The sequence below is a fragment of the Buttiauxella agrestis genome (assembly GCF_900446255.1).
In the GTDB taxonomy this organism is placed as follows: domain Bacteria; phylum Pseudomonadota; class Gammaproteobacteria; order Enterobacterales; family Enterobacteriaceae; genus Buttiauxella; species Buttiauxella agrestis.
In genome coordinates, this window is record NZ_UIGI01000001.1 from 4416162 (window position 1) to 4438028 (window position 21867).

Here is a 21867-nt window from a genome sequence, read left to right on the forward strand (position 1 = left end):
TTACAAAGCCTTGCACCAATTGATCGTTTGTTATGCACAATGAACTTCAGCCAACGGACAGGTCTGGGGTTCGCCAACGCGAAGGAATGCCCTGCTGATTTAGGGTAAGTATTAAAGGAGCTAATTATGAAACGATCGCTTGCCTTAACCTCGCTATTATTGTCGGTTGGGTTAATCACAACGTCGGCGCAATCGGCAGAAGATGTTGCCGCAGATTGTGTGACGGGTTTGAATGAAATCGGCATGATTTCAGTAAACGGTATTGCCGGTAGCGTGCAAGATGTGGAAAAAGTGATTGCCTTAAAGGCTGATGAACACGGTGCATCGTATTATCGCATCGTAAAAATGCAGGAAAACCAGCTTGCTGAAGGCTGGCGTGTACAAGCCATTATTTATGCATAAGTAAGCCAGCGACCATGTCATTCAACTCTATGGCGCTGGCTTATATTTTTCTATCCCGTGCGTCCCGTCGCCCGCAGCAATACATCAATTAATACCTGATTTGGTAATACACTTTCTCCTCGCGAGTCCAACATCATTCGGCACCAGGCTTCCCCTGACGGTGGAGACAGATGCTTCAAAACTTGTGCGCCTGTCGCCAGCAGAGCCAACAATCGGGTGAGCTCTCTCCCCCACTCCTCTTGTGGCTTATGCAGCCGCTGTTGCAGTTGCCGCCAACTGCGATCGAAATGTCGGTTTTGCCCTTTCACCTCATCAAATTCTGCATGCAGCATTTCCATCGTACCGGGCTGTTTTGCCAGCACTCGCAACACATCCAGGCTCATAATATTGCCGGAGCCTTCCCAGATGCTGTTCACCGGCATTTCACGATAGATACGCGGCAGTTCGCTGTCTTCGCAGTAACCGACTCCGCCAAGGACTTCCATCGCTTCTGCAACAAATGGGATGCCTGCTTTACAAATGCTAAATTTGGCAGCCGGGGTAAACAGGCGGCTGTAGGCTAATTCATGTGGATTGCCTGGTGATTCCCAGGCTCGAGCCAGGCGGAACAAAAATGCGGTTTGCCCTTCAAGCTGTAAAGCCATACGCCCAAGCACCTGGCGCATAAGAGGTAAATCAATGAGATTTTTACCGAATGCCTGCCGTTGATGTGCGTGATACAACGCAACGGACAGCGCACGACGCATCAAACCATGGCTACCCAGCGCACAGTCAAAGCGGGTGTAACCGCCCATTTTTAATATCGAGCGCACCCCCTCGCCCTCTTCACCTATCAGCCAGGCGGTAGCATCGCAAAATTCAACTTCACTGCTGGCGTTGGAACGGTTGCCAAGTTTGTCTTTCAAACGCTCAAAGCGAACCTGGTTACGTTGGCCGTCGGGTAAGAAGCGTGGCAAGAAGAAGCAAGACAGCCCGCCTTTTGCCTGAGCCAGCACCAAATGAGCATCACTTTGTGGAACCGAGAAGAACCATTTGTGTCCCACTAAACGATACATTTCACCAGAACCTCGTCTCTCAATGGGTTCAGCGCGAGTGGTATTGCTCAACACATCGGAACCACCTTGTTTTTCGGTCATTCCCATACCAATCAGCAGGCCACGTTTTTGCGCACCGGGTGAGAGATGGGCATCATAACGGTCGCTCAGTAATGGTTTAAGCCATGACTGAAACTCTTTCGGCAAGTGCTTTTGTAAGAGGGGAATTGCGCCGAACGTCATGGTTATCGGGCATAACGTACCGGCTTCCACCTGGGCGTGCTGAACAAATCGCGCGGCACGAGCAACAAATGAGCCATGACGAGCATCTTCTTGCCACGGTAAGTTATGTACCCGGTTGGCGCACAATCCCTGCATCAACAAATGCCAGGCGGGATAAAAGCGGACATCATCAAGCCTTTCGCCACTGGAATCATAACGAAGTAATTCAGGGGGATTCGCGTTTGCCAGTCGCCCGAGCTCCAGGGATTCAGCCGAGCCGAGTTGTTGGCCAATACTCGCCAGAAGTTCAGCATCCCAGCCAGCGCCTTCACGGGCTACAGCCTCAGTTAATGAGATATCGGAAAGGAAAAGGTTACTGTTATTGAGGGGTATTGGTTGGTTAAAAACGGTATGAGTTTGCCAGCGCATCGTGTTCCCTCCATTTATGGCAATGCCATTAGTATGGACGGTGACAGCAGTTATGCATGGAGGAGGATCACAAAGCGGGGTGCGAGCGCACCCCACAGGAGATTAACTGCGTTGACGCACAGCTTCAAACAGGCAAATACCGGTCGCAACGGAGACGTTCAATGAAGAAACCGTCCCGGCCATTGGGATGCTGATAAGCTCATCGCAATGTTCACGCGTCAGGCGACGCATACCTTCACCTTCAGCGCCCATCACCAGCGCCATTGGGCCGGTCATTTTGCTCTGGAATAAAGTGTGGTCAGCTTCGCCAGCCGTACCGACGATCCAGACGTTCGATTCCTGCAATAAACGCATGGTTCGAGCCAGGTTGGTCACACTGATAAGCGGAACGTGCTCTGCAGCACCGCAGGCCACTTTCTTGGCCGTCGCGTTCAGTTGCGCAGATCTGTCTTTTGGTACGATAACCGCATGCACACCAGCAGCATCTGCGCTACGCAGGCAGGCACCGAGGTTGTGGGGATCGGTAACGCCATCGAGAATGAGCAGGAACGGGGTATCGATACTGGCAAGCAGGTCTGGAATATCATTTTCCTGATACTGACGACCCGGTTTCACGCGAGCAATAATGCCCTGGTGCACCGCGCCTTCAGATTTTTCATCCAGCCATTGGCGGTTTGCCATTTGAACCGGCACACCCTGAGCTTCCAGCGCATGAATTAAAGGCATCAGACGTTTGTCTTCACGGCCTTTAAGAATAAAGACTTCCCGAAAACGCTGAGGGGCGTTATCAAGCAGTGCCTGGACGGCGTGGATGCCGTAAATCATTTCACTCATTACTGTTACTCATTTCAGGTGCTAATGCACCAGTGTTAATTTGCTCGTAAAGGTCGGATGTCGCTTACGCTAATCCGACCTACGAAAAGCAATTGGAGACTTAGCTCGGCTGCTTTTTCGCAGCGCGCTTGGCTTTTGTAGCGGCGGCTATTTTACGAGTTTTGTCCGACTGCGTTTTTGGTTTCTTCGCTTTCGGCTCGGCTTTTGTGTCGGCGCTTTTCTCGGCTTTCGCTTTCTTCGGCTTGGCTGGCCCTTTCTCTTTACGGAAAGTGCTGTCTGGCTCGAAGTTCGTGCGTTTACCGCCCTGACGACGTTTTGGCCCGTTGCCGTTTGCGCCTTTTTTCGCTCGGTCTTTCTCAGTTTTACCCGCGCCACGAGGAACACGAGTGCTGGAGATCAGAGCAAAATCAATTTTGCGCTCGTCCATGTGGACGGCTTCAACGCGCACTTCGACACGGTCACCCAAACGATAAGTCTGGCCGCCGGACTCACCAATCAGGCGCTGCCCGATTTGGTCGAAACGGTAGTAATCGTTATCAAGAGTAGAAACGTGTACCAGGCCGTCGATAAACAGATCCGTCAGGCGGACAAAGAAGCCGAAACCGGTAACGCTGGCGATGATGCCAGTAAAGGTATTACCGACCTGATCCTGCATAAAGTCGCATTTCAGCCAGTCGGCAACATCGCGTGTCGCTTCATCAGCGCGGCGTTCAGCCATAGAACAATGCTGACCCAGTTGCAGCATCTCTTCCATGTCATAGTGCCAGCCACCCGATTCGGTGCTGTTGCCTTTGTGACCCTGCTCTTTTGCCAGCAAATATTTAATTGCACGGTGTAACAGCAAATCCGGGTAACGACGAATCGGCGAGGTAAAGTGCGCATAGGATTGCAGCGCCAGGCCAAAGTGACCACGGTTTTCTGGATCGTACACCGCCTGTTTCATGGAACGCAGCAGCATCGTTTGCAGCATTTCATGATCCGGTCGATCGGCAATCGAGTTCAGTAATTCTGCGTAATCACGCGGTTCTGGTTTCTGCCCGCCAGGCAATTCCAGACCCAGTTCGGCCAGCACAGAACGGAACGCGGTGATGGCGTCGTTGCTTGGACGATCGTGATCGCGGAACAAAGATGGCTCGTTGTTCTTCTCAACAAAGCGCGCCGCCGCGATATTCGCGAGGATCATGCACTCTTCGATAAGTTTGTGCGCATCATTACGAACGGTTTGTTCAACACGTTCAATGCGGCGCTCGGCGTTGAAGATAAACTTCGCTTCTTCGCTTTCAAACGAGATACCACCGCGCTGCGCACGAGAAACATCCAGCACTTTGTAGAGGTTATGCAGCTCTTCGATGTGCTTAACCAACGGCGCGTACTGCTCGCGCAGTTCCTGATCACCTTGCAACATGTGCCACACTTTGGTGTAGGTCAGACGCGCATGGGAACTCATTACCGCTTCGTAGAATTTAGAGCCGGTCAGGCGGCCAGTCGAAGAGATGGTCATTTCACAGACCATACACAGACGGTCAACCTGCGGGTTCAGCGAGCACAAACCGTTGGACAGCACTTCCGGCAGCATCGGGATAACCTGCGATGGGAAGTAAACTGACGTACCACGGTTGCGAGCTTCTTTATCCAGCGCAGTTGGTGGGCGAACGTAATAGCTTACGTCGGCAATAGCGACATATAAACGCCAGCCGCCGCCACGTTTCTTCTCACAGAACACAGCATCATCGAAGTCACGCGCATCTTCACCATCGATGGTGACAAGCGGCAGGTCACGCAAATCCACGCGGCCAATTTTGGCTTCTTCCGGCACTTGTTCTTTCAGCGAAGCAACCTGAGCTTCCACTTCTGGCGGCCAGACATAAGGGATTTCATGGGTACGCAGGGCCATATCGACAGCCATGCCGGTGCCCATGTTGTCACCCAGCACTTCAACGATTTTACCCACCGCTTTGGTGCGGCGAGTTGGGCGTTGGGTGAGTTCAACCACCACCACAAAGCCCATGCGTGCGCCCATCACACCTTCTGGTGGGATAAGGATATCGAAGCTCAGACGGCTGTCGTCTGGCACCACAAAACTGATACCAGCATCGGTAAAGTAGCGGCCCACGATTTGCCCGGTTCTTGGCTCCAGCACGCGTACAATACGCGCTTCGCGACGGCCTTTACGGTCGGCACCCAGTGGTTGTGCCAGCACGATGTCGCCATGCATACACATTTTCATCTGTTCAGATGAAAGGTAGAGATCGTCTTTACGGCCTTCTACACGTAGGAAACCGAAGCCATCACGGTGGCCAATGACTTTGCCTTTTAGCAAATCGAGACGTTCTGGCAGGGCGTAACACTGGCGGCGGGTAAAGACCAACTGTCCATCGCGTTCCATGGCTCGCAAACGGCGACGCAGCGCTTCAAGTTGTTCTTCACCAGTAATATTCAGTTCTTCAGCCAGTTCGTCACGATTGGCTGGTTTTTCACGTTTGGAGAGATGAGCGAGAATAAACTCCCGGCTTGGGATCGGGTTTTCGTATTTTTCGGCTTCTCGTTCCTGAAAAGGATCTTTTGACATTGCGGTTCCTCCGTTGTCATTTGCTGAGGAAATCGTGATTTATTCCACCAGCAATAATTTGTAGAGCGGTTGGTTTTGGTCCACCAAATCGGCCAGGGTGTGCTTATCCAGCTCTGTAAGAAAGCTTTGCACCGCCTGGGCCAGTGCCTGTTTCAGACGACATGCGGGGGTGATATGACAAAACTCACTACTACAGTTCACCAAAGAAAGCGGTTCCAGCTCGCGCACCACATCACCGACACGGATAGATACCGCCGGCTTGCCGAGGCGAATGCCACCGTTTTTGCCGCGCACTGCCGTCACATAGCCTGCGCGACTGAGTTGATTGATGATTTTCACCATATGATTACGTGATACACCATACACTTCTGTTACCTCAGAAATGCTCGTCATCTTGCCTTCTGGCAAAGACGCCATGTAAATCAAAGCACGTAAACCGTAATCAGTAAAACTCGTTAACTGCACATCAACCTCTAGGGTGGGAGGGGAAACGCTTAATAGCTGTAAATACTATACCCTAAATAATTCGGGTTGCAGCCAGGCGGCCGGCTCAAGAATCCCCGGGAGCTTACTTAAGTAAGTGACTGGGGTGAGTGAGTGCAGCCAACGCCGCTGCAACGTGAAGTATGACGGGTATAGATTGATGATAAACCAGCCATATGGTTGCCAGCTAATTTATTTGACGGGGAAGGGTGATAAAACGGCAGGATAAAGCAGTTGGGGCGTGCTAAGCACACCCCATCACATCATTATGCGTCGAACGGATCGCGCAGAATCATGGTTTCAGAACGGTCCGGACCGGTAGAAATAATGTCTACTGGTACTTCAGTCAGTTCTTCAATGCGCTTGATGTAGTCCAGCGCTGCTTGCGGCAAACCACTACGCTCTTTCACGCCGAAGGTCGTTTCGGACCAGCCTGGCATGGTTTCGTAGATTGGCTCGATGCCTTCCCAGTCGTCAGCAGCCATTGGAGTGGTAGTCACTTCACGGCCATCTGGTAGACGGTAACCGACGCAGAGTTTAACTTCTTTCAAGCCGTCCAGTACGTCCAGCTTGGTCAGGCAGAAACCTGACAGGGAGTTGATCTGCACTGCGCGACGCACAGCAACGATATCCAACCAACCTGTACGACGACGACGACCGGTAGTTGCACCGAACTCATTACCTTGTTTGCACAGGAACTCGCCGATATCATCAAACAGTTCAGTTGGGAACGGACCTGCGCCAACGCGAGTAGAGTACGCTTTGATAATACCCAGAACGTAATCAACATAACGTGGACCAATGCCGGAACCTGTTGCCACGCCACCCGCGGTGGTGTTGGAAGAGGTCACGTACGGATAGGTACCGTGATCGATGTCCAGCAGCGTGCCTTGAGCACCTTCGAACATGATGAAGTCGCCGCGCTTACGTGCCTGATCCAGTAGATCGGACACATCAACTACCATACTGGTCAGAATGTCAGCAACTGCCATGACATCGTCCAGAACTTTCTGGTAATCAACCGCTTCAACTTTGTAGAAGTTAACCAGTTGGAAGTTATGGTATTCCAGAACTTCTTTCAGTTTGTCGGCAAAGGTGGCTTTGTCGAACAGGTCGCCAACGCGCAGGCCACGACGGGCCACTTTGTCTTCATACGCAGGTCCGATACCACGACCGGTTGTACCGATAGCTTTCGCGCCACGTGCTTTCTCACGAGCCACATCCAGCGCTACGTGATAATCAAGAATCAGCGGGCAAGCTTCAGATAACAGCAAGCGCTCACGTACCGGAATCCCACGGTCTTCCAGCTCTTTCATCTCTTTCATCAGTGCAGCAGGAGACAGCACAACGCCATTACCGATGATGCTGGTAACGTTATCACGCAGAATACCTGATGGAATAAGATGAAGAACGGTCTTTTCACCGTTGATTACGAGAGTATGGCCTGCGTTGTGACCGCCCTGGTAGCGCACAACATATTTAGCCCGTTCAGTCAGAAGATCTACGATCTTTCCTTTACCTTCGTCACCCCATTGGGTGCCCAGTACGACGACGTTGTTACCCATTTTTCAAAATCACCGTTTGCTTAAAAAAGGATTCTACCATCGGTTTCCTAGATGATCAGCCCTTTTAGTATACAAAATGGTAATCGTCCACCTCAATGCGGTTCAGCCAGCGGCTCGACTCAACATGTAGTAGATAACGATACCTGCAACCACTAGTCCGCCACCAAAACGACGAAGCGTATTGTCGGGAAGTTGTGTTAACGCGGCGATCATTCGGCGCCACATGCGTGGATAAAGCATCGGTCCGAGTCCTTCGAGCACCAAAACCAGCGCTAATGCCATCCAGATAGTCGAATTCATAATTCCCTCTAACACCAATAAAAAAAGAGCCGGTCAGACCGGCTCTTGATAAGTTTTTTGCGACTATTAACGTGTGCTATTCGCAGGTGTTTTCATGTAGCGGAAGAAATCGCTATCCGGGCTTAACACCATCACGTCCTGACCACTACTGAAGCTTGCTTCATAAGCACGCAGGCTACGAATGAATGCATAGAAGTCTGGATCCTGGCTGAATGCATCAGCAAACAGTTTGGCAGCTTCTGCATCACCTTCACCACGGCTAATACGGCCCTGACGCTCGGCTTCTGCCAGAGTACGAGTCACTTCGTAGTCGGCGGTAGCACGCAGCTTCTCAGCTTCTTCCTGACCTTGTGAACGGTGACGACGAGCAACAGCTTCACGTTCGGCACGCATACGGTTGTAGATGGCTTCAGAAACCTCAGCAGGCAGGTTGATCTGCTTGATACGCACATCGACCACTTCGATACCCAGCGCCGCCATACTGTTCGGGTTAACCACTGGTACTTTACCTTTGGTTTCCGCAGTGACACGCGCAGCAGCAGAGGCAATTGCATCATCCGCAGCAGGTGTAGCCACTTCATCGTCAGTACCCGCGGTACCTGAGTTCAGCGCATCACGCACATCCAGAGTCAGACGGCCACGAGAATCGGTCACGATGTCTTTCACATCAAGACGACCAATTTCAGAACGCAGACGGTCACTGAATTTACGTTTTAACAGCACTTCTGCCTGAGAAACGTCACCACCGCCTGTTGCCAGGTAGTAGCGGCTGAAATCACTGATACGCCATTTGATATAGGAATCGACGATCAGGTCTTTCTTCTCTTTGGTCACAAAGCGATCGGCCTGGTTATCCATGGTCTGAATACGCGCATCAAGCGTTTTAACCGACTCGATAAACGGTACTTTGAAATGCAGACCTGGTTCGTAGACCACCGGCTTGTTTTCATCATCACGCAACACTTTACCGAAGCGTAACGTAATCCCGCGCTCGCCTTCCTGTACCACGAAGACCGAGGTAAACAGCACAACCAGCACGATGATAATTAAAGCAATGACTGACTTACGCATCGTTATTCACTCCCTACGCGCTGGTTATCAGTGCGCTGCGCGTTCACGCGGCGCTGATCCATGATATCGCCCCGGCTTGACGAGGACTGTGTGCTGGCGCTACCGCTGCTTGAACTTGATGCAGGTGGCAGACGCAACAAGTTGTTCGCCCCTGTGTTATCAGTCTTTGCCGCTGGCTGTGAGCCACCTTTGAGCATCTGATCCAGAGGCAGAACCATCAGGTTGCCACCTTTGTCGTTAACCAGAACTTTACGGGTATGGCTAAGCACTTTTTCCATGGTTTCGATATACAGACGCTCCCGGGTAATTTCCGGTGCAGCTTTGTATTCCGGCAACATTTTGGCGAAGCGAGCCACTTCACCCTGCGCTTCTAACACGGTCTGTGTTTTATAAGCACGCGCTTCTTCAAGAATACGCTGCGCCTGACCGTTAGCACGCGGCTGAACTTCGTTGGTATACGCTTCTGCTTCACGGATATATTGCTGTTCGTTTTCACGCGCGGAAATCGCATCATCAAACGCAGCCTTCACCTCTTCCGGCGGACGAGCAGCCTGGAAGTTGACGTCCAGCAAGGTGATACCCATGTTGTAAGGACGAATGGTTTCTTCCAGTTCGCGCTGCGTATCATTACGAATAATGGTACGACCCTCGGTGAGGATTTTATCCATGGTGTATTTACCAATAACACCACGCAGTGCGCTGTCGGTTGCCTGACGCAGGCTATCGTCCGCGCTGGTTACGCTAAACAGATAACGACGCGGATCGGTAACACGGTACTGCACGTTCATTTCAACGCGAACCACGTTCTCGTCGGAAGTCAGCATCACACCTGACGCAGCCAATTCACGTACCGCTTCCACGTTTACCGCTCGGACGCTATCAATGAATGTCGGTTTCCAGTTCAGGCCCGGCTCAACCAAATGGCTGAATTGACCAAAACGCGTTACTACACCACGTTCAGCTTCTTTGATGGTATAGAACCCGGTTGCAGCCCAAATAACGACAGCGACGGCGGCAACGATACCGACCATACGACCACCGATGTGCGGACGCGGAAGCTGTGAAGAACCGCCACCGGAACCACTGCCACCACTTTTACCGCCGCCCAGGCCACCCAGTTTTTTGCTTAATTTACGGAAGATATCATCCAGATCAGGTGGACCCTGATCCCGCCCTCCTTTGTTACCCCCAGAGTCGCCGCCAGGTTTGCTGCTTCCCCACGGGTCGCGGTCCTGTCCGTTATTACCGGGCTGATTCCACGCCATGTTTATGCTCCATATTTGTTGTGCGGTGATATCCCCCGAAGGGGAAAAAGTCTTCAGGACATTCCCTTGACTGGCTAGACAATATAGTCAGCGAGTGCCGGTTCTTGTTTACAGAGGCGACGCCAGTCAACAATAGGCATACGAATTTGTAAGCCAACACTGCCGTCTTCCTCCATCCACTCTTTTTCTATTGCCTGAAGCTGATAAAACCGGCTCCGAAGTCGCCCAGCCTGGGGGGGCAAGCACAACGTATGCTGTGCAATTTCACCAGATAAACGCTCTGTCAAAGCCTGGAAAAGCAGTGGAATACCGTCACCGGTCTGGGCAGAAAGCCAGACCCGAATCGGCATATTTTCATCATCTCTGTCGATACGCGGAACAAAATCTTCCAACATATCTATCTTATTCATCACCATCAGCGTAGGAATTTCATTAGCCTCAATCTCTTCGAGAACGGTATCAACCGCGGCAATGTTTTCCTCGATCCTCAGGTCACTTGCGTCAATCACATGTAATAACAGTGTCGCCTGACGTGTTTCCTGCAAGGTCGCTTTAAACGCTGCCACCAAATCGTGTGGCAAGTGACGAATAAAACCTACTGTGTCGGCCAATATTGTTTCACCGACATCCGCGACGTTAATACGGCGCAATGTAGGATCCAGTGTGGCAAACAACTGATCTGCGGCATAAACGTCAGCCGCTGTTATTTGGTTAAACAGGGTGGATTTACCGGCGTTGGTGTAGCCCACCAGAGAAACGGTTGGGATATCAGCCTTGGCACGCGATCGCCGACCTTGCTCACGTTGTTTTTCAACTCGTTCTAAGCGATTAAGGATCAGCATAATCCGGTTGCGCAGTAAACGGCGGTCGGTTTCGAGCTGAGTTTCCCCAGGGCCTCGCGAACCTATCCCCCCTCCCTGACGCTCAAGGTGGGTCCAGCCGCGCACAAGGCGAGTTGCCATGTGACGTAACTGAGCCAGTTCAACCTGCAACTTACCTTCATGGGTACGCGCACGTTGAGCAAAAATATCTAAAATCAGGCCGGTTCTGTCGACGACGCGACATTCACACAGCGCTTCGAGGTTACGCTCCTGGGCTGGAGACAACGCGTGATCAAATAAAATGACCGATGCCCCAGTGGCTTTCACTGCATCGGCAATTTCAATTGCCTTACCTTCACCAACAAAATACTTCGGGTGAGGAGCTTTACGGCTACCAGTAACCACCTGCAATGCTTCGACACCGGCTGAAGAGACCAGAGATTCAAATTCCTCTAGATCTTCCTTGTCTTTGTCTTGCGTAAAATAGATGTGTACCAGCACCGCCTGCTCACCGGCATCATAACGGTCAAACAAGCGTATAACCTCTCAAAAAGACCAGCGGGGAACCCAGCATCCCTGGTTCCCCGGCTTGGAAAAACAACGTTACGCCTTATTCAGCGTCTTCGTTGTCTTGTTGTGGCGCAGAACCTTGCGCACTTCCACCATGGTGGTAGCTGCCAGAACCGCTAGTACCGGTGTTATTGCTGTGATGAGATACCGGACGAGACGGAACAACAGTAGAAATCGCGTGCTTATAGACCATCTGGCTAACCGTGTTTTTCAACAGGATTACAAACTGATCAAAAGACTCAATCTGACCTTGCAGCTTAATACCATTCACCAAATAAATAGAAACTGGAACACGTTCGCGACGCAGTGCGTTCAAGAACGGATCTTGTAATGATTGCCCCTTAGCCATTCTATCTTTTCCTTATATGCTTGTTGTTTGTAACTCAAGAACCCTGAGGCTCTGAAAAACTGCGTAAAATATTGCGCACCATAACGATTCAATTGTACACATTCATTGGTGCTTCGCACTAACAACCTGTAGTACATCGTTGTAAGATTGAGACGGATTCTCACTGTCTAACCAGTGAACACCCTCCCAACCTCGCAACCAGGTCATCTGGCGCTTAGCCAATTGTCTCGTCGCGCAAATACCACGATAAACCATTTCATCATGTGAAATTTCCCCTGCCAGATAAGACCACATCTGCCGGTATCCCACACAACGAATGGAAGGCATGTCCGTATGCAAATCACTACGGGCAAAAAGAGCCCGCACTTCAGCTTCAAATCCAGAAGCTAACATCTGATGAAAACGCTGCTCAATTCTTTGATGGAGCAGTTCACGGCTCGCCGGGGCGATGGCGAACTGATGCACCTGGTAAGGCAGAGCTTCTCCTGACGTTTCCGTCAGTTCCGTTAAAGTTTTACCCGAAATGAAAAAAACTTCCAGTGCACGGGAAAGCCTTTGTGGATCATTTGGATGAATACGTGCAGCGGCGACAGGATCAACCTGTGCTAACTCACGATGCAACGCTTCCCATCCTTGCTCTGCAGCCTGTTTTTCTATCCGTTCCCGTACTTGCGGGTCAGCGGATGGTAAAGGAGACAAACCCTCTAACAATGCCTTGAAGTAGAGCATTGTTCCCCCGACTAACAAGGGAATACGCCCTGCCGCGGTAATTTCAGCCATTTCAGCCAACGCATCACGCCGGAAATCAGCGGCGGAATAGGATTGTGCCGGGTCGAGAATATCAAGTAACCGGTGCGGAGCCTGGGCCAGTTCTTCAGCCGTTGGCTTCGCGGTACCAATGTCCATCCCTTGATAGATAAGGGCCGAATCAACGCTTATCAACTCTACCGGCAACGTTTTACGCAAATTAATGGCTAACGCTGTCTTACCTGAGGCCGTCGGCCCCATCAAAAAAATTGCCTGTGGCAGGCTTTGCTTAACTTCAGTCATGTTTCAGGGCGTTCATCGCCATATGTAAATCAACAGGTTGTAACAAACCGCCAGGTGGTAATTTCACCAGCTGCGGACAAAGACGCTCCACATCAGCCAGCAGGGCAATCGCCTGCGCCTGATTCCATTGTTCATGATTACCGTCCATTTGACGAGCAAACCATTGAGCAATCTGTGTTGCATTCACCTCTGTCTGTCGCGCCAGGTATCCTGGCAGTTCGTGAATCAAGATTTGTAAATTTTGTTTACGCAAAGGTAAAGGTACAGAGCGAATTGTTATCTGACGCGACTCAATGGCGAATTCAATGCCCATTTCCAGTAAAAGCGGCTGATTTTTAATCAGAACGTCCTGTTCTTCTTTGGTGACTTTCAAACGAATGGGGATCAGCAGCGGTTGAGCACGTGCCCCTTCGGAGCCTGGCACTAACTGCGCCATTTTCAACCACCGTTCAGCCACGCTTAAGGAAAGCAGCATGATTTTGCCGTCACGCTCGAGCAATGCGATATCCGGATTGATGACGGTCAGCACGCGCCCAAAACTTTGTGCGTGACCGTCTAAAGCCTCGTAAAGCTCAGACTCAGGTTCAGCAACTCGATGTTTTGAGGCTACGGATGTCGATGTATTTAGCAATTCACGATACACCGCCCCTTCTTTCTTCTGAAAACCAGGTGCCGCATGCGGCCATAAAGGCGCACTGCCTTTACTCGCACTTCCTTCACTATAGCCACCAGAAACCGGGGCCGTATTACGAGGTGTTGATTCGCGAGGTATTGATTCGCGAGAAGCTGTGGGAGCAGCAGGCGTGGCAAACTGGTTACGCCCGGATGCCACGCGGTTTTCCGGCTGCCAGCGCGGTTGCGGTTCTTCCGCCGTTTCTTCCAGCGGCAGGCGATTTTCACTTTGCTGTTGCAGCACGCTCAACACGCCCTGGTAGATAAAATCATGCACCAGACGCGACTGATGAAAACGCACTTCATGTTTTGCAGGATGTACATTCACATCCACTTGATGCGGGTCGATTTCCAGGTACAGCACAAACGCCGGTTGCTGGTCGGCACCGAGTTTGTCTTCACAGGCCTGGCGGATAGCGTGATTGATCAGGCGGTCGCGCATCATGCGGCCATTCACATAGCAATATTGAATCTCTGCCAGAGCGGAAGTCGTCGCCGTGGGTTCAGCCACCCAGCCGCGTAATGCCAGGTCACCATGCTGCCATTCAATGGCCAGCGCTTGTTCGAGGAAAGCCGTGCCGCAAATCGAGCCAAGGCGGCGTTCGCGAGGAGCACCCTCCGCCACCGCGCGGTACTGACGAATCACCTTGCCGTTATGGGTGAGGTTTATCGATACATCAAAACGCGCCAGCGCAATACGTCTGACTATCTCATCAATATGATTAAATTCGGTTTTTTCGGTACGCATGAACTTGCGACGTGCGGGCGTGTTGTAGAACAAATCCAACACCTCAAGCGTGGTTCCGACTGGATGTGCCGCAGGTTTTACCGTCACATCCTGTTCACGCCCTTCGGCATAGGCTTGCCACGCTTCGCTTTGCTCGGCGGTACGCGAGGTTAACGTCAGTCGTGCGACCGAGCTAATACTCGCAAGCGCTTCACCACGAAACCCGAGGCTAATAATGGCCTCAAGGTCATCAAGTGTGGCGATTTTACTGGTCGCATGACGAGCCAGGGCTAATGCCAGCTCATCTTTTTTGATACCGCAGCCGTTATCACGAATACGAATGAGCTTGGCGCCACCGCGTTCAATATCAATATCAATACGCGTGGCACCTGCATCAAGACTGTTCTCAACCAGTTCTTTCACCACCGATGCGGGGCGCTCTACCACTTCGCCAGCAGCAATCTGGTTGGCAAGTTGCGGCGGCAGAACCTGAATCGGCATGAAATCTCCTTATTGAGTCATCGCGACGGGATCAATACCCGCAGCTTGCGAGCGTGCAGTTTGACCAGTTGGGGGCGCGGATTGCAACGGATGCGTCAGGAAATAATCCCTAAGCCCTTGATAAATAGCCTGTGCAATTTTTTGCTGGTAGTCATCGCTATCGAGCAGGCGCTCTTCCGAGTTGTTGCTGATAAACCCGGTTTCCACTAACACCGAAGGAATATCCGGCGAACGCAATACGCCAAGGCTTGCGTGTTCCGGGCGACGTTTGTGCAACGAGCCTACGCGCTGCATTTGCGCCAGCACTTTTGTTGCCACATCATACCCGACACGCTGGGAATGGCCGAACTGCAAATCCAGAACCGCTTGGCTTAAATACGGGTCAGCCTGGCTATTGGCCAGCACATCACCCGCCCCGCCCAACAACTCCGATTGTTTCTCGTGCTGTTCGAGCCAGCCTGCCATTTCACTGTTCGCGCGACGATTCGACAGCACCCAAACGGAGGCGCCCGTCGCATCGCGATTAGGCGCGGCATCAGCATGAATAGACACCAGAATATTGGCATTCTGTTTACGTGCGACGTCTGAACGCCCCATCACCGAAATAAAATAATCACCATCTCGGGTCAGCACGCCTTTAAACATCGGGTCGTCATTTAGCAATGAGCGAAGTTTGCGGGCAATCGAAATAGTGACGTTTTTCTCTTTCGTGCCACCAGGGCCAATTGCCCCCGGATCCTGCCCACCGTGCCCCGCATCAATAGCCACAACGACGGTATCGGATTGAGTCGTGGTGCGCTGAGTCCGTGCAGGGTGCATCGCCGTATTAGAGCTGATGGCTCCCGTCACGGTCTGCGGATTAAAGGGATTTTTTGCCGGCTCGGTTGAACGGGTGACGGGTGGCGCTTCAACACGTTTAGCCACAACCGGAGGTGGTGGTGGCGGAGGCGGAGCATCGGCGTTGATCGTAAACACTACCGTGTAATTAGAACCATTTTGCTGTTTTACAGCGCGAGTTTTGCCAGGCTCAGTGAGATCAACCACCAGGCGTAAAGAATCGCTGTCTTTTGGTTGCCCTGAACGAATGCTTTTCACCAGGTTATTGCCACTGAACAACAGCGGTAAACCTCGGATCACACCCGTTTGTTTGATATCCAGAGCGACGCTTTTCTTATCATCCTGAGAAAAAGCATATTCAGGATCGCCAATAAAACTAAACGTGATCCGCGCCTGAGAATCGCCGTTCGATACCTGAATATCCGCTAAACTGGCCGCGCTTGCTTGTGCCGCCAGCACCAATAAACACAACGCCATCCACACACTTTTCACGCGATAGATCATCCCGTCATCCTTGTTATTTGGCCAACCGCGCCAGTAACGACTCACCAGATGAGGAAACTGCTTTCAGGCACGCTTCGCGCCCTTCGGCCTGGTAACTTAGGTGGATTTCGACATCCGGTTCTGGAAGCACACCCTGACCTTTTTGCGGCCATTCCACCAGACTGATTGCGTCATTGGTGAAATAGTCACGAATTCCCATAAACTCGAGTTCTTCTGGATCGGCAAGACGATATAGATCAAAGTGATACACCATCAAATCACCGAGTTCATACGGTTCTACCAACGTATATGTTGGGCTTTTCACGTTCCCTTTATGACCCAGCGCTTGCACAAAACCACGGCTAAACGTCGTTTTCCCCGCGCCAAGATCACCATACAGATGAATAACGGTGGCACCGATGCAGGCTTCTGCCAGGCGTGCGCCCAGTTCTAAGGTCGCGGCTTCATCAGGTAATGCGATAACTCGATTAATCATTTTTTTGGCTATTCAAATCCGGGTTAACAAAAGGGTACAACGTCGATAATAAATCGGTCGCTAACATGCCACGTGTACCAAAGCGATGAGCCAGCACATCAGCGGCAGCGCCATGAGCCACGCATCCGGCACAGGCTGCATCATACGGGGTTAACTTCTGTGCCAGCAATGCTCCGATGATTCCGGAGAGCACATCCCCCATGCCGCCGCTGCCCATACCTGCATTACCAACATCAACAATGGCGCATTCACCACACTGACTGGCAACAACCGTACCGACACCTTTTAAGACCACAATTCCGCCATAACGTTTTACCAGGCGGTCTGCGGCAAGTAAGCGGTCACTCTCAATTTGTGACACGGCGCAATTTAGTAGCCGCGCAGCCTCGCCAGGATGTGGTGTAATCACGCGATTCTGACGTTTATCGGGATTGATTGCCAGAAGGTTCAGCGCATCTGCATCCCACAGCATCGGTTTACGGCTGTTCTCTACTTTTTGTAAGGCTTTTTTGCCCCACTCTTGCTGCCCTAATCCTGGGCCAATCACTATCACATCGGCCCACTCAAGACTTTCATCAAGCGTTTGTGAAGTCAGTTCCTGAACCATTAACTCGGGCCGCGCGGTCAGCAACGGTGCGATATTTTCAGAGCGAGTCAAAACCCTGACCAACCCCGCTCCAGCCCGCAAAGCCGCTTCGCCCGTCATACGAATCGCCCCCGCCGTGCCGTGGTCGCCGCCTATTATCACCAGTCGCCCGTTATCGCCTTTGTGCGAGGTGGGCTTGCGTGGCGTTAACCAGCCCGCTAACTGTGCGCTATCCACGCGAGTTATCGGCGCAGTCTGCCCATTCAGCCAGGTTTCAAGGCCAAGCGCATCAAAGTGCAGTTCACCCACCACATCGCGCGCTTTTCCGGTCAGAAGACCAGGCTTAAGGGCAATAAACGTAATGGTGTGCGAAGCGTTTATCACCGCACCGGGAATGGCGCCCGTTTCTGCGAGCAAGCCCGAAGGAATATCCAAGGCAATCACAGGAGCAGAATGGTGATTACATTTTTCAATAAGCTGCGCGGCATTATCTCGTGGCGCGTGCGCAAACCCGGTACCCAGAATGCCATCGATGACCAGGTCGATATCATCAGGCCATAAATGCTCCGGCGCATGAATAAGCCCTGCGGCATCCAGCCAGGCATCACGCGCGTACGCCGCCTCCTGCGGCAATGGCTTCTCACTTTCCAGCGCCAGAAGTGTAACGCGCACACCCGCAGCCTGAGCAAGGCGTGCTAATACATAACCATCGCCGCCGTTATTGCCGTGTCCACATGCGACCAGCCAGTGTTGGCTTTGCGGATAAAGTTCGCGGGCAAGGTTAAATGCCGCAGCGCCTGCTCGTTGCATCAATTCATAGAGCGTTAACCCTAATTCATCCGCCGCCTGCTTTTCAGCGGTGCGCAACCAGTCTGCTGACCAGACTGAATGTGGTATACTTTTGGCGGTTATTTTTAGGCTCAGGTCCGTCATGTCACAGCCCCTCGATCTCAATCAGTTAGCGCAAAATATCAAACAGTGGGGAATCGAACTCGGCTTCCAGCAAGTGGGGATTACCGATACCGATCTCTCCGCCAGTGAACCCGCGCTTCAGTTGTGGCTGGATAAACAATACCACGGCGAGATGGACTGGATGGCTCGTCACGGCATGATGCGCGCCCGCCCTCACGAATTGCTGCCGGGGACATTACGCGTAATTAGCGTGCGAATGAACTATCTCCCGGCAAACGCGGCCTTTGCCTCGACGCTCAAGAACCCCAAAATCGGTTACATCAGCCGTTACGCCCTCGGACGTGATTACCATAAACTGCTGCGCAATCGACTCAAAAAACTGGGTGAAATGATCCAGTCCCATTGTTCCACGCTGAATTTTAGACCTTTTGTGGATTCAGCGCCGATTCTTGAGCGCCCATTAGCGGATAAAGCAGGCCTGGGATGGACAGGTAAGCACTCACTTATCCTGAATCAGGAAGCAGGATCGTTCTTTTTCCTCGGTGAGCTATTAGTCGATATTCCATTACCCATAGATAAGCCAGTCGAGGAAAAATGCGGGCGCTGCGTGGCTTGCATGACGATTTGCCCGACCGGCGCGATAGTTGAACCGTACACGGTCGACGCGCGGCGTTGCATTTCCTATCTCACTATTGAGCTTGAAGGCGCAATCCCCGAAGAATTCAGACCGCTAATCGGAAACCGAATTTACGGCTGCGACGATTGCCAGCTGATTTGCCCGTGGAATCGCTTCTCACAATTGACCGGGGAAGATGACTTTAGCCCGCGTCGCGCCTTGCATGCTCCGCCGCTGATTGAACTGTTTGCCTGGAGTGAAGAATATTTCCTGCGCGTGACTGAAGGTTCAGCGATTCGCCGCATCGGTCATTTACGCTGGCTGCGAAATATTGCAGTCGCATTAGGAAATGCCCCCTGGGAAGAAGTGATTCTGGAAGCATTGCAACAGCGAAAAGGTGAGCACCCACTTCTTGATGAGCATATTGACTGGGCGATTGCGCAACAATTAAGCAAACGGAGCGCTAACGCAACTGAGGTTCAGTTACCGCAAAAGCAGCGTCTGGTTCGGGTCATTGAAAAGGGGTTAAAACGGGATGCGTGAAATGTCCACAGGATGTGAATAAAAATTTGAAAGCCTTGTCCCACAAGCGATGTAAAATCTGCAAGCGATCGAGTTAACATTTTTAAACATTATAAAAATGAGTTAAATCAACAAGTTAACCTAAAGGTGTAAAAGTTAATAAATAATTAGCGATCGAAGGGAATAAACGTAAGCTGTGGATAAGTCTGTTTACAATAGTTTTGGAGGAGCGTAAAAACCACCACCGACGCGACTTAGCGTTGTGGATAATTTGTACTGAAGATTAGAATTTGGAGCGGGAAACGAGACTCGAACTCGCGACCCCGACCTTGGCAAGGTCGTGCTCTACCAACTGAGCTATTCCCGCTTGGGTGGTGCTGGCTTTAAAAGCCAAATCAAATTTGGAGCGGGAAACGAGACTCGAACTCGCGACCCCGACCTTGGCAAGGTCGTGCTCTACCAACTGAGCTATTCCCGCATATTCTTCGTCTTTCAAGCTGATGCTTAAAAGCCATCGAATTTGGTGGTACTGCTGTAATCAAATTTGGAGCGGGAAACGAGACTCGAACTCGCGACCCCGACCTTGGCAAGGTCGTGCTCTACCAACTGAGCTATTCCCGCTCTGTGTAACGCTGCAAATTCTGCATCGGTACGGGAGGCGCATTATACGAGAAATCGTTTTAGTCGCAAGCCCTTCAAAAGGTTTTTTTCACAAAATTAGTTTGAATGGTGATTTAAACGTCAAAATGATTAATTTCTCAGCGAAGGAGGAGTTTAGCTCCTCCCGAACGCCTGTCAAAGCTTAATAAAATTCTCACGGTAGAACGCAAGCTCTGCCACAGACTCACGAATATCATCCATTGCCTGGTGCGTACCCTGCTTTTTGAAGTCAGCGAGAATTTCAGGTTTCCAACGACGCGCCAGCTCTTTCAGCGTGCTGACATCCAGATAACGATAGTGGAAGTACTCTTCCAGCTCTGGCATGTACTTAAACAAGAAACGGCGATCCTGGCCGATACTGTTACCGCAGATTGGCGAGCTATTCGCTGGCACCCATTGCTTCAGAAACTCAAGCGTTGCCAGTTCAGCCGCGCGATCGTCCAGCTGACTTGCTTTCACACGCTCAACCAGGCCGCTACCGGTATGAGTACGCACATTCCAGTCATCCATCAGCGCCAACTGTTCGTCAGACTGATGAACCGCAATCGTTGGCCCTTCGGCGAGGATATTCAAATTGGCATCAGTAACCAGCGTGGCAATTTCAATTATGCGATCCCGCTCGGGGTCCAGGCCGGTCATTTCTAAATCAATCCAAATCAGATTGTTTTCATTTCCACTCATGCTATTTTCCACCCTTCTTGTGCGTAGCCCACCGTTGTCGATGGGTTAATTCGTATAAAATAGTGTGTATCATAGAGGTTTTGCCCATCACGGGCGACCAGGAGCCAGTAAGATTGAGCAAAAATAAACTCTCCAAAGGACAGCAGCGCCGGGTTTCAGCAAACCACCAGCGTCGGCTTAAACAGACTGTGGAGAAAGCCGATCCTGACGACTCTCAGTTTGGTGAACCACGCGATGGTCGCGTCATTAGCCGTTTCGGCCAACATGCCGATGTCGAATCACCCGGTGGTGAAATTCACCGCTGCAATATCCGTCGTACCATTCGTTCGCTGGTAACAGGCGACAACGTAGTCTGGCGCCCGGCTAAAGAAGCGGCGGCAGGTGTCACGATTAAAGGCATTGTGGATGCAGTACACGAGCGCACCACCGTTCTGACACGCCCTGATTTCTATGACGGCGTAAAACCCATTGCCGCTAACATTGATCAGATAATTGTGGTTTCCGCCATTTTGCCTGAGCTGTCGCTAAACATTATCGACCGTTATCTGGTGGCGTGCGGAACCCTCGACGTCGAACCACTGTTGGTATTGAACAAAACCGACCTGCTGGACGAAGCAGGCCTGGCGTTCGTCAACGAACAAATGGATATCTACCGCAAGATTGGTTATCGCGTTCTGTTCGTGTCCAGCCACAAAGTTGAAGGTCTGAAAGAGCTTGAAGAAGCATTGATTGGCCGCGTCAGTATTTTTGCCGGGCAATCAGGCGTGGGCAAATCTAGCCTGCTGAACAACCTTCTCGGCTTTAAAGAAGTCCAGATTCTGGTTAATGACGTTTCTGATAACTCAGGTTTAGGCCAGCACACGACGACCGCTTCGCGTCTTTACCACTTCCCTGGCGGCGGAGATGTTATCGACTCCCCAGGCGTGCGCGAATTTGGTCTCTGGCACTTAGAGCCGGATCAAGTCACTAATGGGTTTACTGAATTCCACGACTATTTAGGTCGTTGCAAATACCGTGACTGCAGCCACACCAACGATCCAGGCTGCGCGCTGCGCGAAGCCGTTGAGCGTGGGGAGATCGCTGAAACGCGTTTCGACAACTACCATCGCATACTGGAAAGTATGTCCGAGGTAAAATCGCGTAAAACCTTTTCCGATACTGACCGCTGACAATTAAGCTGGGCATCGCTAAAATCGCGCTCCTTTTTGTG

Annotated in this window: 19 protein-coding genes and 3 tRNA genes; 3 read left to right on the forward strand and 19 right to left on the reverse strand. The window is 51.5% G+C overall.

Annotated features, from left to right (window positions below; translation table 11 throughout):
• Positions 1–126 precede the first annotated feature (126 nt).
• Positions 127–402: a YdgH/BhsA/McbA family protein gene (locus tag DY231_RS20970; protein WP_034461185.1), complete on the forward strand. Its 276-nt coding sequence runs from the start codon at positions 127–129 to the stop codon at positions 400–402.
• Positions 403–452: 50 nt separating this feature from the next.
• On the opposite strand, the gene DY231_RS20975 is transcribed toward DY231_RS20970, so the two are convergent.
• The 15 genes from DY231_RS20975 to nnr all read right to left on the reverse strand — a co-directional run bounded on the left by DY231_RS20975 (position 453) and on the right by nnr (position 18199).
• On the reverse strand, positions 453–2087 hold the full coding sequence (locus tag DY231_RS20975; protein ID WP_115631313.1) for an isovaleryl-CoA dehydrogenase: 1635 nt from the start codon (positions 2085–2087) through the stop codon (positions 453–455).
• A gap of 102 nt (positions 2088–2189) precedes the next feature.
• The gene (gene rlmB / locus DY231_RS20980; RefSeq protein WP_034492799.1) at positions 2190–2921 is read right to left on the reverse strand and encodes a 23S rRNA (guanosine(2251)-2'-O)-methyltransferase RlmB; all 732 of its coding nucleotides are present in this window, start codon (positions 2919–2921) and stop codon (positions 2190–2192) included.
• A 100-nt stretch (positions 2922–3021) separates the two neighbouring features.
• Positions 3022–5490 (reverse strand): ribonuclease R, encoded by a 2469-nt coding sequence (gene rnr, locus DY231_RS20985; protein ID WP_115631315.1) that lies wholly within the window; start codon positions 5488–5490, stop codon positions 3022–3024.
• Positions 5491–5529: 39 nt separating this feature from the next.
• Positions 5530–5955 carry a nitric oxide-sensing transcriptional repressor NsrR gene (nsrR, locus tag DY231_RS20990; protein WP_034492795.1) on the reverse strand — a complete coding sequence of 142 codons (426 nt, stop codon included), beginning with the start codon at positions 5953–5955 and terminating at the stop codon, positions 5530–5532.
• A 284-nt stretch (positions 5956–6239) separates the two neighbouring features.
• Positions 6240–7538: an adenylosuccinate synthase gene (locus tag DY231_RS20995; RefSeq protein ID WP_034492792.1), complete on the reverse strand. Its 1299-nt coding sequence runs from the start codon at positions 7536–7538 to the stop codon at positions 6240–6242.
• Positions 7539–7640: 102 nt separating this feature from the next.
• The gene (locus DY231_RS21000; protein WP_034492791.1) at positions 7641–7838 is read right to left on the reverse strand and encodes a DUF2065 domain-containing protein; all 198 of its coding nucleotides are present in this window, start codon (positions 7836–7838) and stop codon (positions 7641–7643) included.
• Positions 7839–7904: 66 nt separating this feature from the next.
• On the reverse strand, positions 7905–8909 hold the full coding sequence (gene hflC / locus DY231_RS21005; protein WP_115631317.1) for a protease modulator HflC: 1005 nt from the start codon (positions 8907–8909) through the stop codon (positions 7905–7907).
• A gap of 2 nt (positions 8910–8911) precedes the next feature.
• Positions 8912–10174: an FtsH protease activity modulator HflK gene (gene hflK / locus DY231_RS21010; protein ID WP_034492789.1), complete on the reverse strand. Its 1263-nt coding sequence runs from the start codon at positions 10172–10174 to the stop codon at positions 8912–8914.
• 74 nt (positions 10175–10248) lie between these two features.
• Positions 10249–11529 carry a ribosome rescue GTPase HflX gene (gene hflX / locus DY231_RS21015; protein WP_115631319.1) on the reverse strand — a complete coding sequence of 427 codons (1281 nt, stop codon included), beginning with the start codon at positions 11527–11529 and terminating at the stop codon, positions 10249–10251.
• A gap of 76 nt (positions 11530–11605) precedes the next feature.
• A complete protein-coding gene (gene hfq / locus DY231_RS21020) occupies positions 11606–11914 on the reverse strand; it encodes an RNA chaperone Hfq (protein WP_034461169.1) in 309 nt (102 codons plus the stop codon).
• Positions 11915–12016: 102 nt separating this feature from the next.
• Positions 12017–12964: a tRNA (adenosine(37)-N6)-dimethylallyltransferase MiaA gene (gene miaA, locus DY231_RS21025; protein ID WP_115631321.1), complete on the reverse strand. Its 948-nt coding sequence runs from the start codon at positions 12962–12964 to the stop codon at positions 12017–12019.
• The gene (gene mutL, locus DY231_RS21030; RefSeq protein ID WP_115631323.1) at positions 12957–14864 is read right to left on the reverse strand and encodes a DNA mismatch repair endonuclease MutL; all 1908 of its coding nucleotides are present in this window, start codon (positions 14862–14864) and stop codon (positions 12957–12959) included. The genes miaA and mutL overlap by 8 nt, the downstream gene beginning before the upstream one ends.
• 9 nt (positions 14865–14873) lie before the next feature.
• A complete protein-coding gene (amiB, locus tag DY231_RS21035) occupies positions 14874–16205 on the reverse strand; it encodes an N-acetylmuramoyl-L-alanine amidase AmiB (protein ID WP_115631325.1) in 1332 nt (443 codons plus the stop codon).
• 13 nt (positions 16206–16218) lie between these two features.
• Positions 16219–16680 carry a tRNA (adenosine(37)-N6)-threonylcarbamoyltransferase complex ATPase subunit type 1 TsaE gene (gene tsaE, locus DY231_RS21040; RefSeq protein ID WP_034492778.1) on the reverse strand — a complete coding sequence of 154 codons (462 nt, stop codon included), beginning with the start codon at positions 16678–16680 and terminating at the stop codon, positions 16219–16221.
• Positions 16673–18199: a bifunctional ADP-dependent NAD(P)H-hydrate dehydratase/NAD(P)H-hydrate epimerase gene (gene nnr, locus DY231_RS21045; RefSeq protein ID WP_115631327.1), complete on the reverse strand. Its 1527-nt coding sequence runs from the start codon at positions 18197–18199 to the stop codon at positions 16673–16675. The genes tsaE and nnr overlap by 8 nt, the downstream gene beginning before the upstream one ends.
• Between nnr and queG the strand changes: the two genes are divergently transcribed.
• The gene (queG, locus tag DY231_RS21050; protein ID WP_115631329.1) at positions 18198–19337 is read left to right on the forward strand and encodes a tRNA epoxyqueuosine(34) reductase QueG; all 1140 of its coding nucleotides are present in this window, start codon (positions 18198–18200) and stop codon (positions 19335–19337) included. The two genes, nnr and queG, sit on opposite strands and share 2 nt — an antisense overlap.
• Positions 19338–19607: 270 nt before the next feature.
• On the opposite strand, the gene DY231_RS21055 is transcribed toward queG, so the two are convergent.
• From DY231_RS21055 to orn, 4 genes are all read right to left on the reverse strand, one after another.
• Positions 19608–19683: transfer RNA gene (locus tag DY231_RS21055), tRNA-Gly, on the reverse strand.
• A 35-nt stretch (positions 19684–19718) separates the two neighbouring features.
• Positions 19719–19794, reverse strand: a tRNA-Gly gene (locus tag DY231_RS21060).
• Between the two features lie 67 nt (positions 19795–19861).
• Positions 19862–19937 (reverse strand) — tRNA-Gly (locus DY231_RS21065).
• A 174-nt stretch (positions 19938–20111) separates the two neighbouring features.
• Positions 20112–20657, reverse strand: a complete 546-nt coding sequence (orn, locus tag DY231_RS21070; protein WP_034492766.1) for an oligoribonuclease — start codon at positions 20655–20657, stop codon at positions 20112–20114.
• A gap of 113 nt (positions 20658–20770) precedes the next feature.
• On the opposite strand from orn, the gene rsgA reads away from it, so the two are divergent.
• A complete protein-coding gene (gene rsgA, locus DY231_RS21075; RefSeq protein ID WP_115631331.1) occupies positions 20771–21826 on the forward strand; it encodes a small ribosomal subunit biogenesis GTPase RsgA in 1056 nt (351 codons plus the stop codon).
• The last annotated feature ends 41 nt before the right edge of the window (positions 21827–21867 follow it).

Coding starts and splice junctions, on each gene's coding strand:
- miaA (WP_115631321.1), bottom strand. CDS start 12,964: ATGACTGAAGTTAAGCAAAGCCTGCCACAGGCAATTTTTTTGATGGGG.
- tsaE (WP_034492778.1), bottom strand. CDS start 16,680: ATGATTAATCGAGTTATCGCATTACCTGATGAAGCCGCGACCTTAGAA.
- DY231_RS21000 (WP_034492791.1), bottom strand. CDS start 7,838: ATGAATTCGACTATCTGGATGGCATTAGCGCTGGTTTTGGTGCTCGAA.
- DY231_RS20995 (WP_034492792.1), bottom strand. CDS start 7,538: ATGGGTAACAACGTCGTCGTACTGGGCACCCAATGGGGTGACGAAGGT.
- DY231_RS20970 (WP_034461185.1), top strand. CDS start 127: ATGAAACGATCGCTTGCCTTAACCTCGCTATTATTGTCGGTTGGGTTA.
- mutL (WP_115631323.1), bottom strand. CDS start 14,864: ATGCCGATTCAGGTTCTGCCGCCGCAACTTGCCAACCAGATTGCTGCT.
- hfq (WP_034461169.1), bottom strand. CDS start 11,914: ATGGCTAAGGGGCAATCATTACAAGATCCGTTCTTGAACGCACTGCGT.
- nnr (WP_115631327.1), bottom strand. CDS start 18,199: ATGACGGACCTGAGCCTAAAAATAACCGCCAAAAGTATACCACATTCA.
- orn (WP_034492766.1), bottom strand. CDS start 20,657: ATGAGTGGAAATGAAAACAATCTGATTTGGATTGATTTAGAAATGACC.
- hflC (WP_115631317.1), bottom strand. CDS start 8,909: ATGCGTAAGTCAGTCATTGCTTTAATTATCATCGTGCTGGTTGTGCTG.
- rnr (WP_115631315.1), bottom strand. CDS start 5,490: ATGTCAAAAGATCCTTTTCAGGAACGAGAAGCCGAAAAATACGAAAAC.
- hflK (WP_034492789.1), bottom strand. CDS start 10,174: ATGGCGTGGAATCAGCCCGGTAATAACGGACAGGACCGCGACCCGTGG.
- amiB (WP_115631325.1), bottom strand. CDS start 16,205: ATGATCTATCGCGTGAAAAGTGTGTGGATGGCGTTGTGTTTATTGGTG.
- queG (WP_115631329.1), top strand. CDS start 18,198: ATGTCACAGCCCCTCGATCTCAATCAGTTAGCGCAAAATATCAAACAG.
- DY231_RS20975 (WP_115631313.1), bottom strand. CDS start 2,087: ATGCGCTGGCAAACTCATACCGTTTTTAACCAACCAATACCCCTCAAT.
- rlmB (WP_034492799.1), bottom strand. CDS start 2,921: ATGAGTGAAATGATTTACGGCATCCACGCCGTCCAGGCACTGCTTGAT.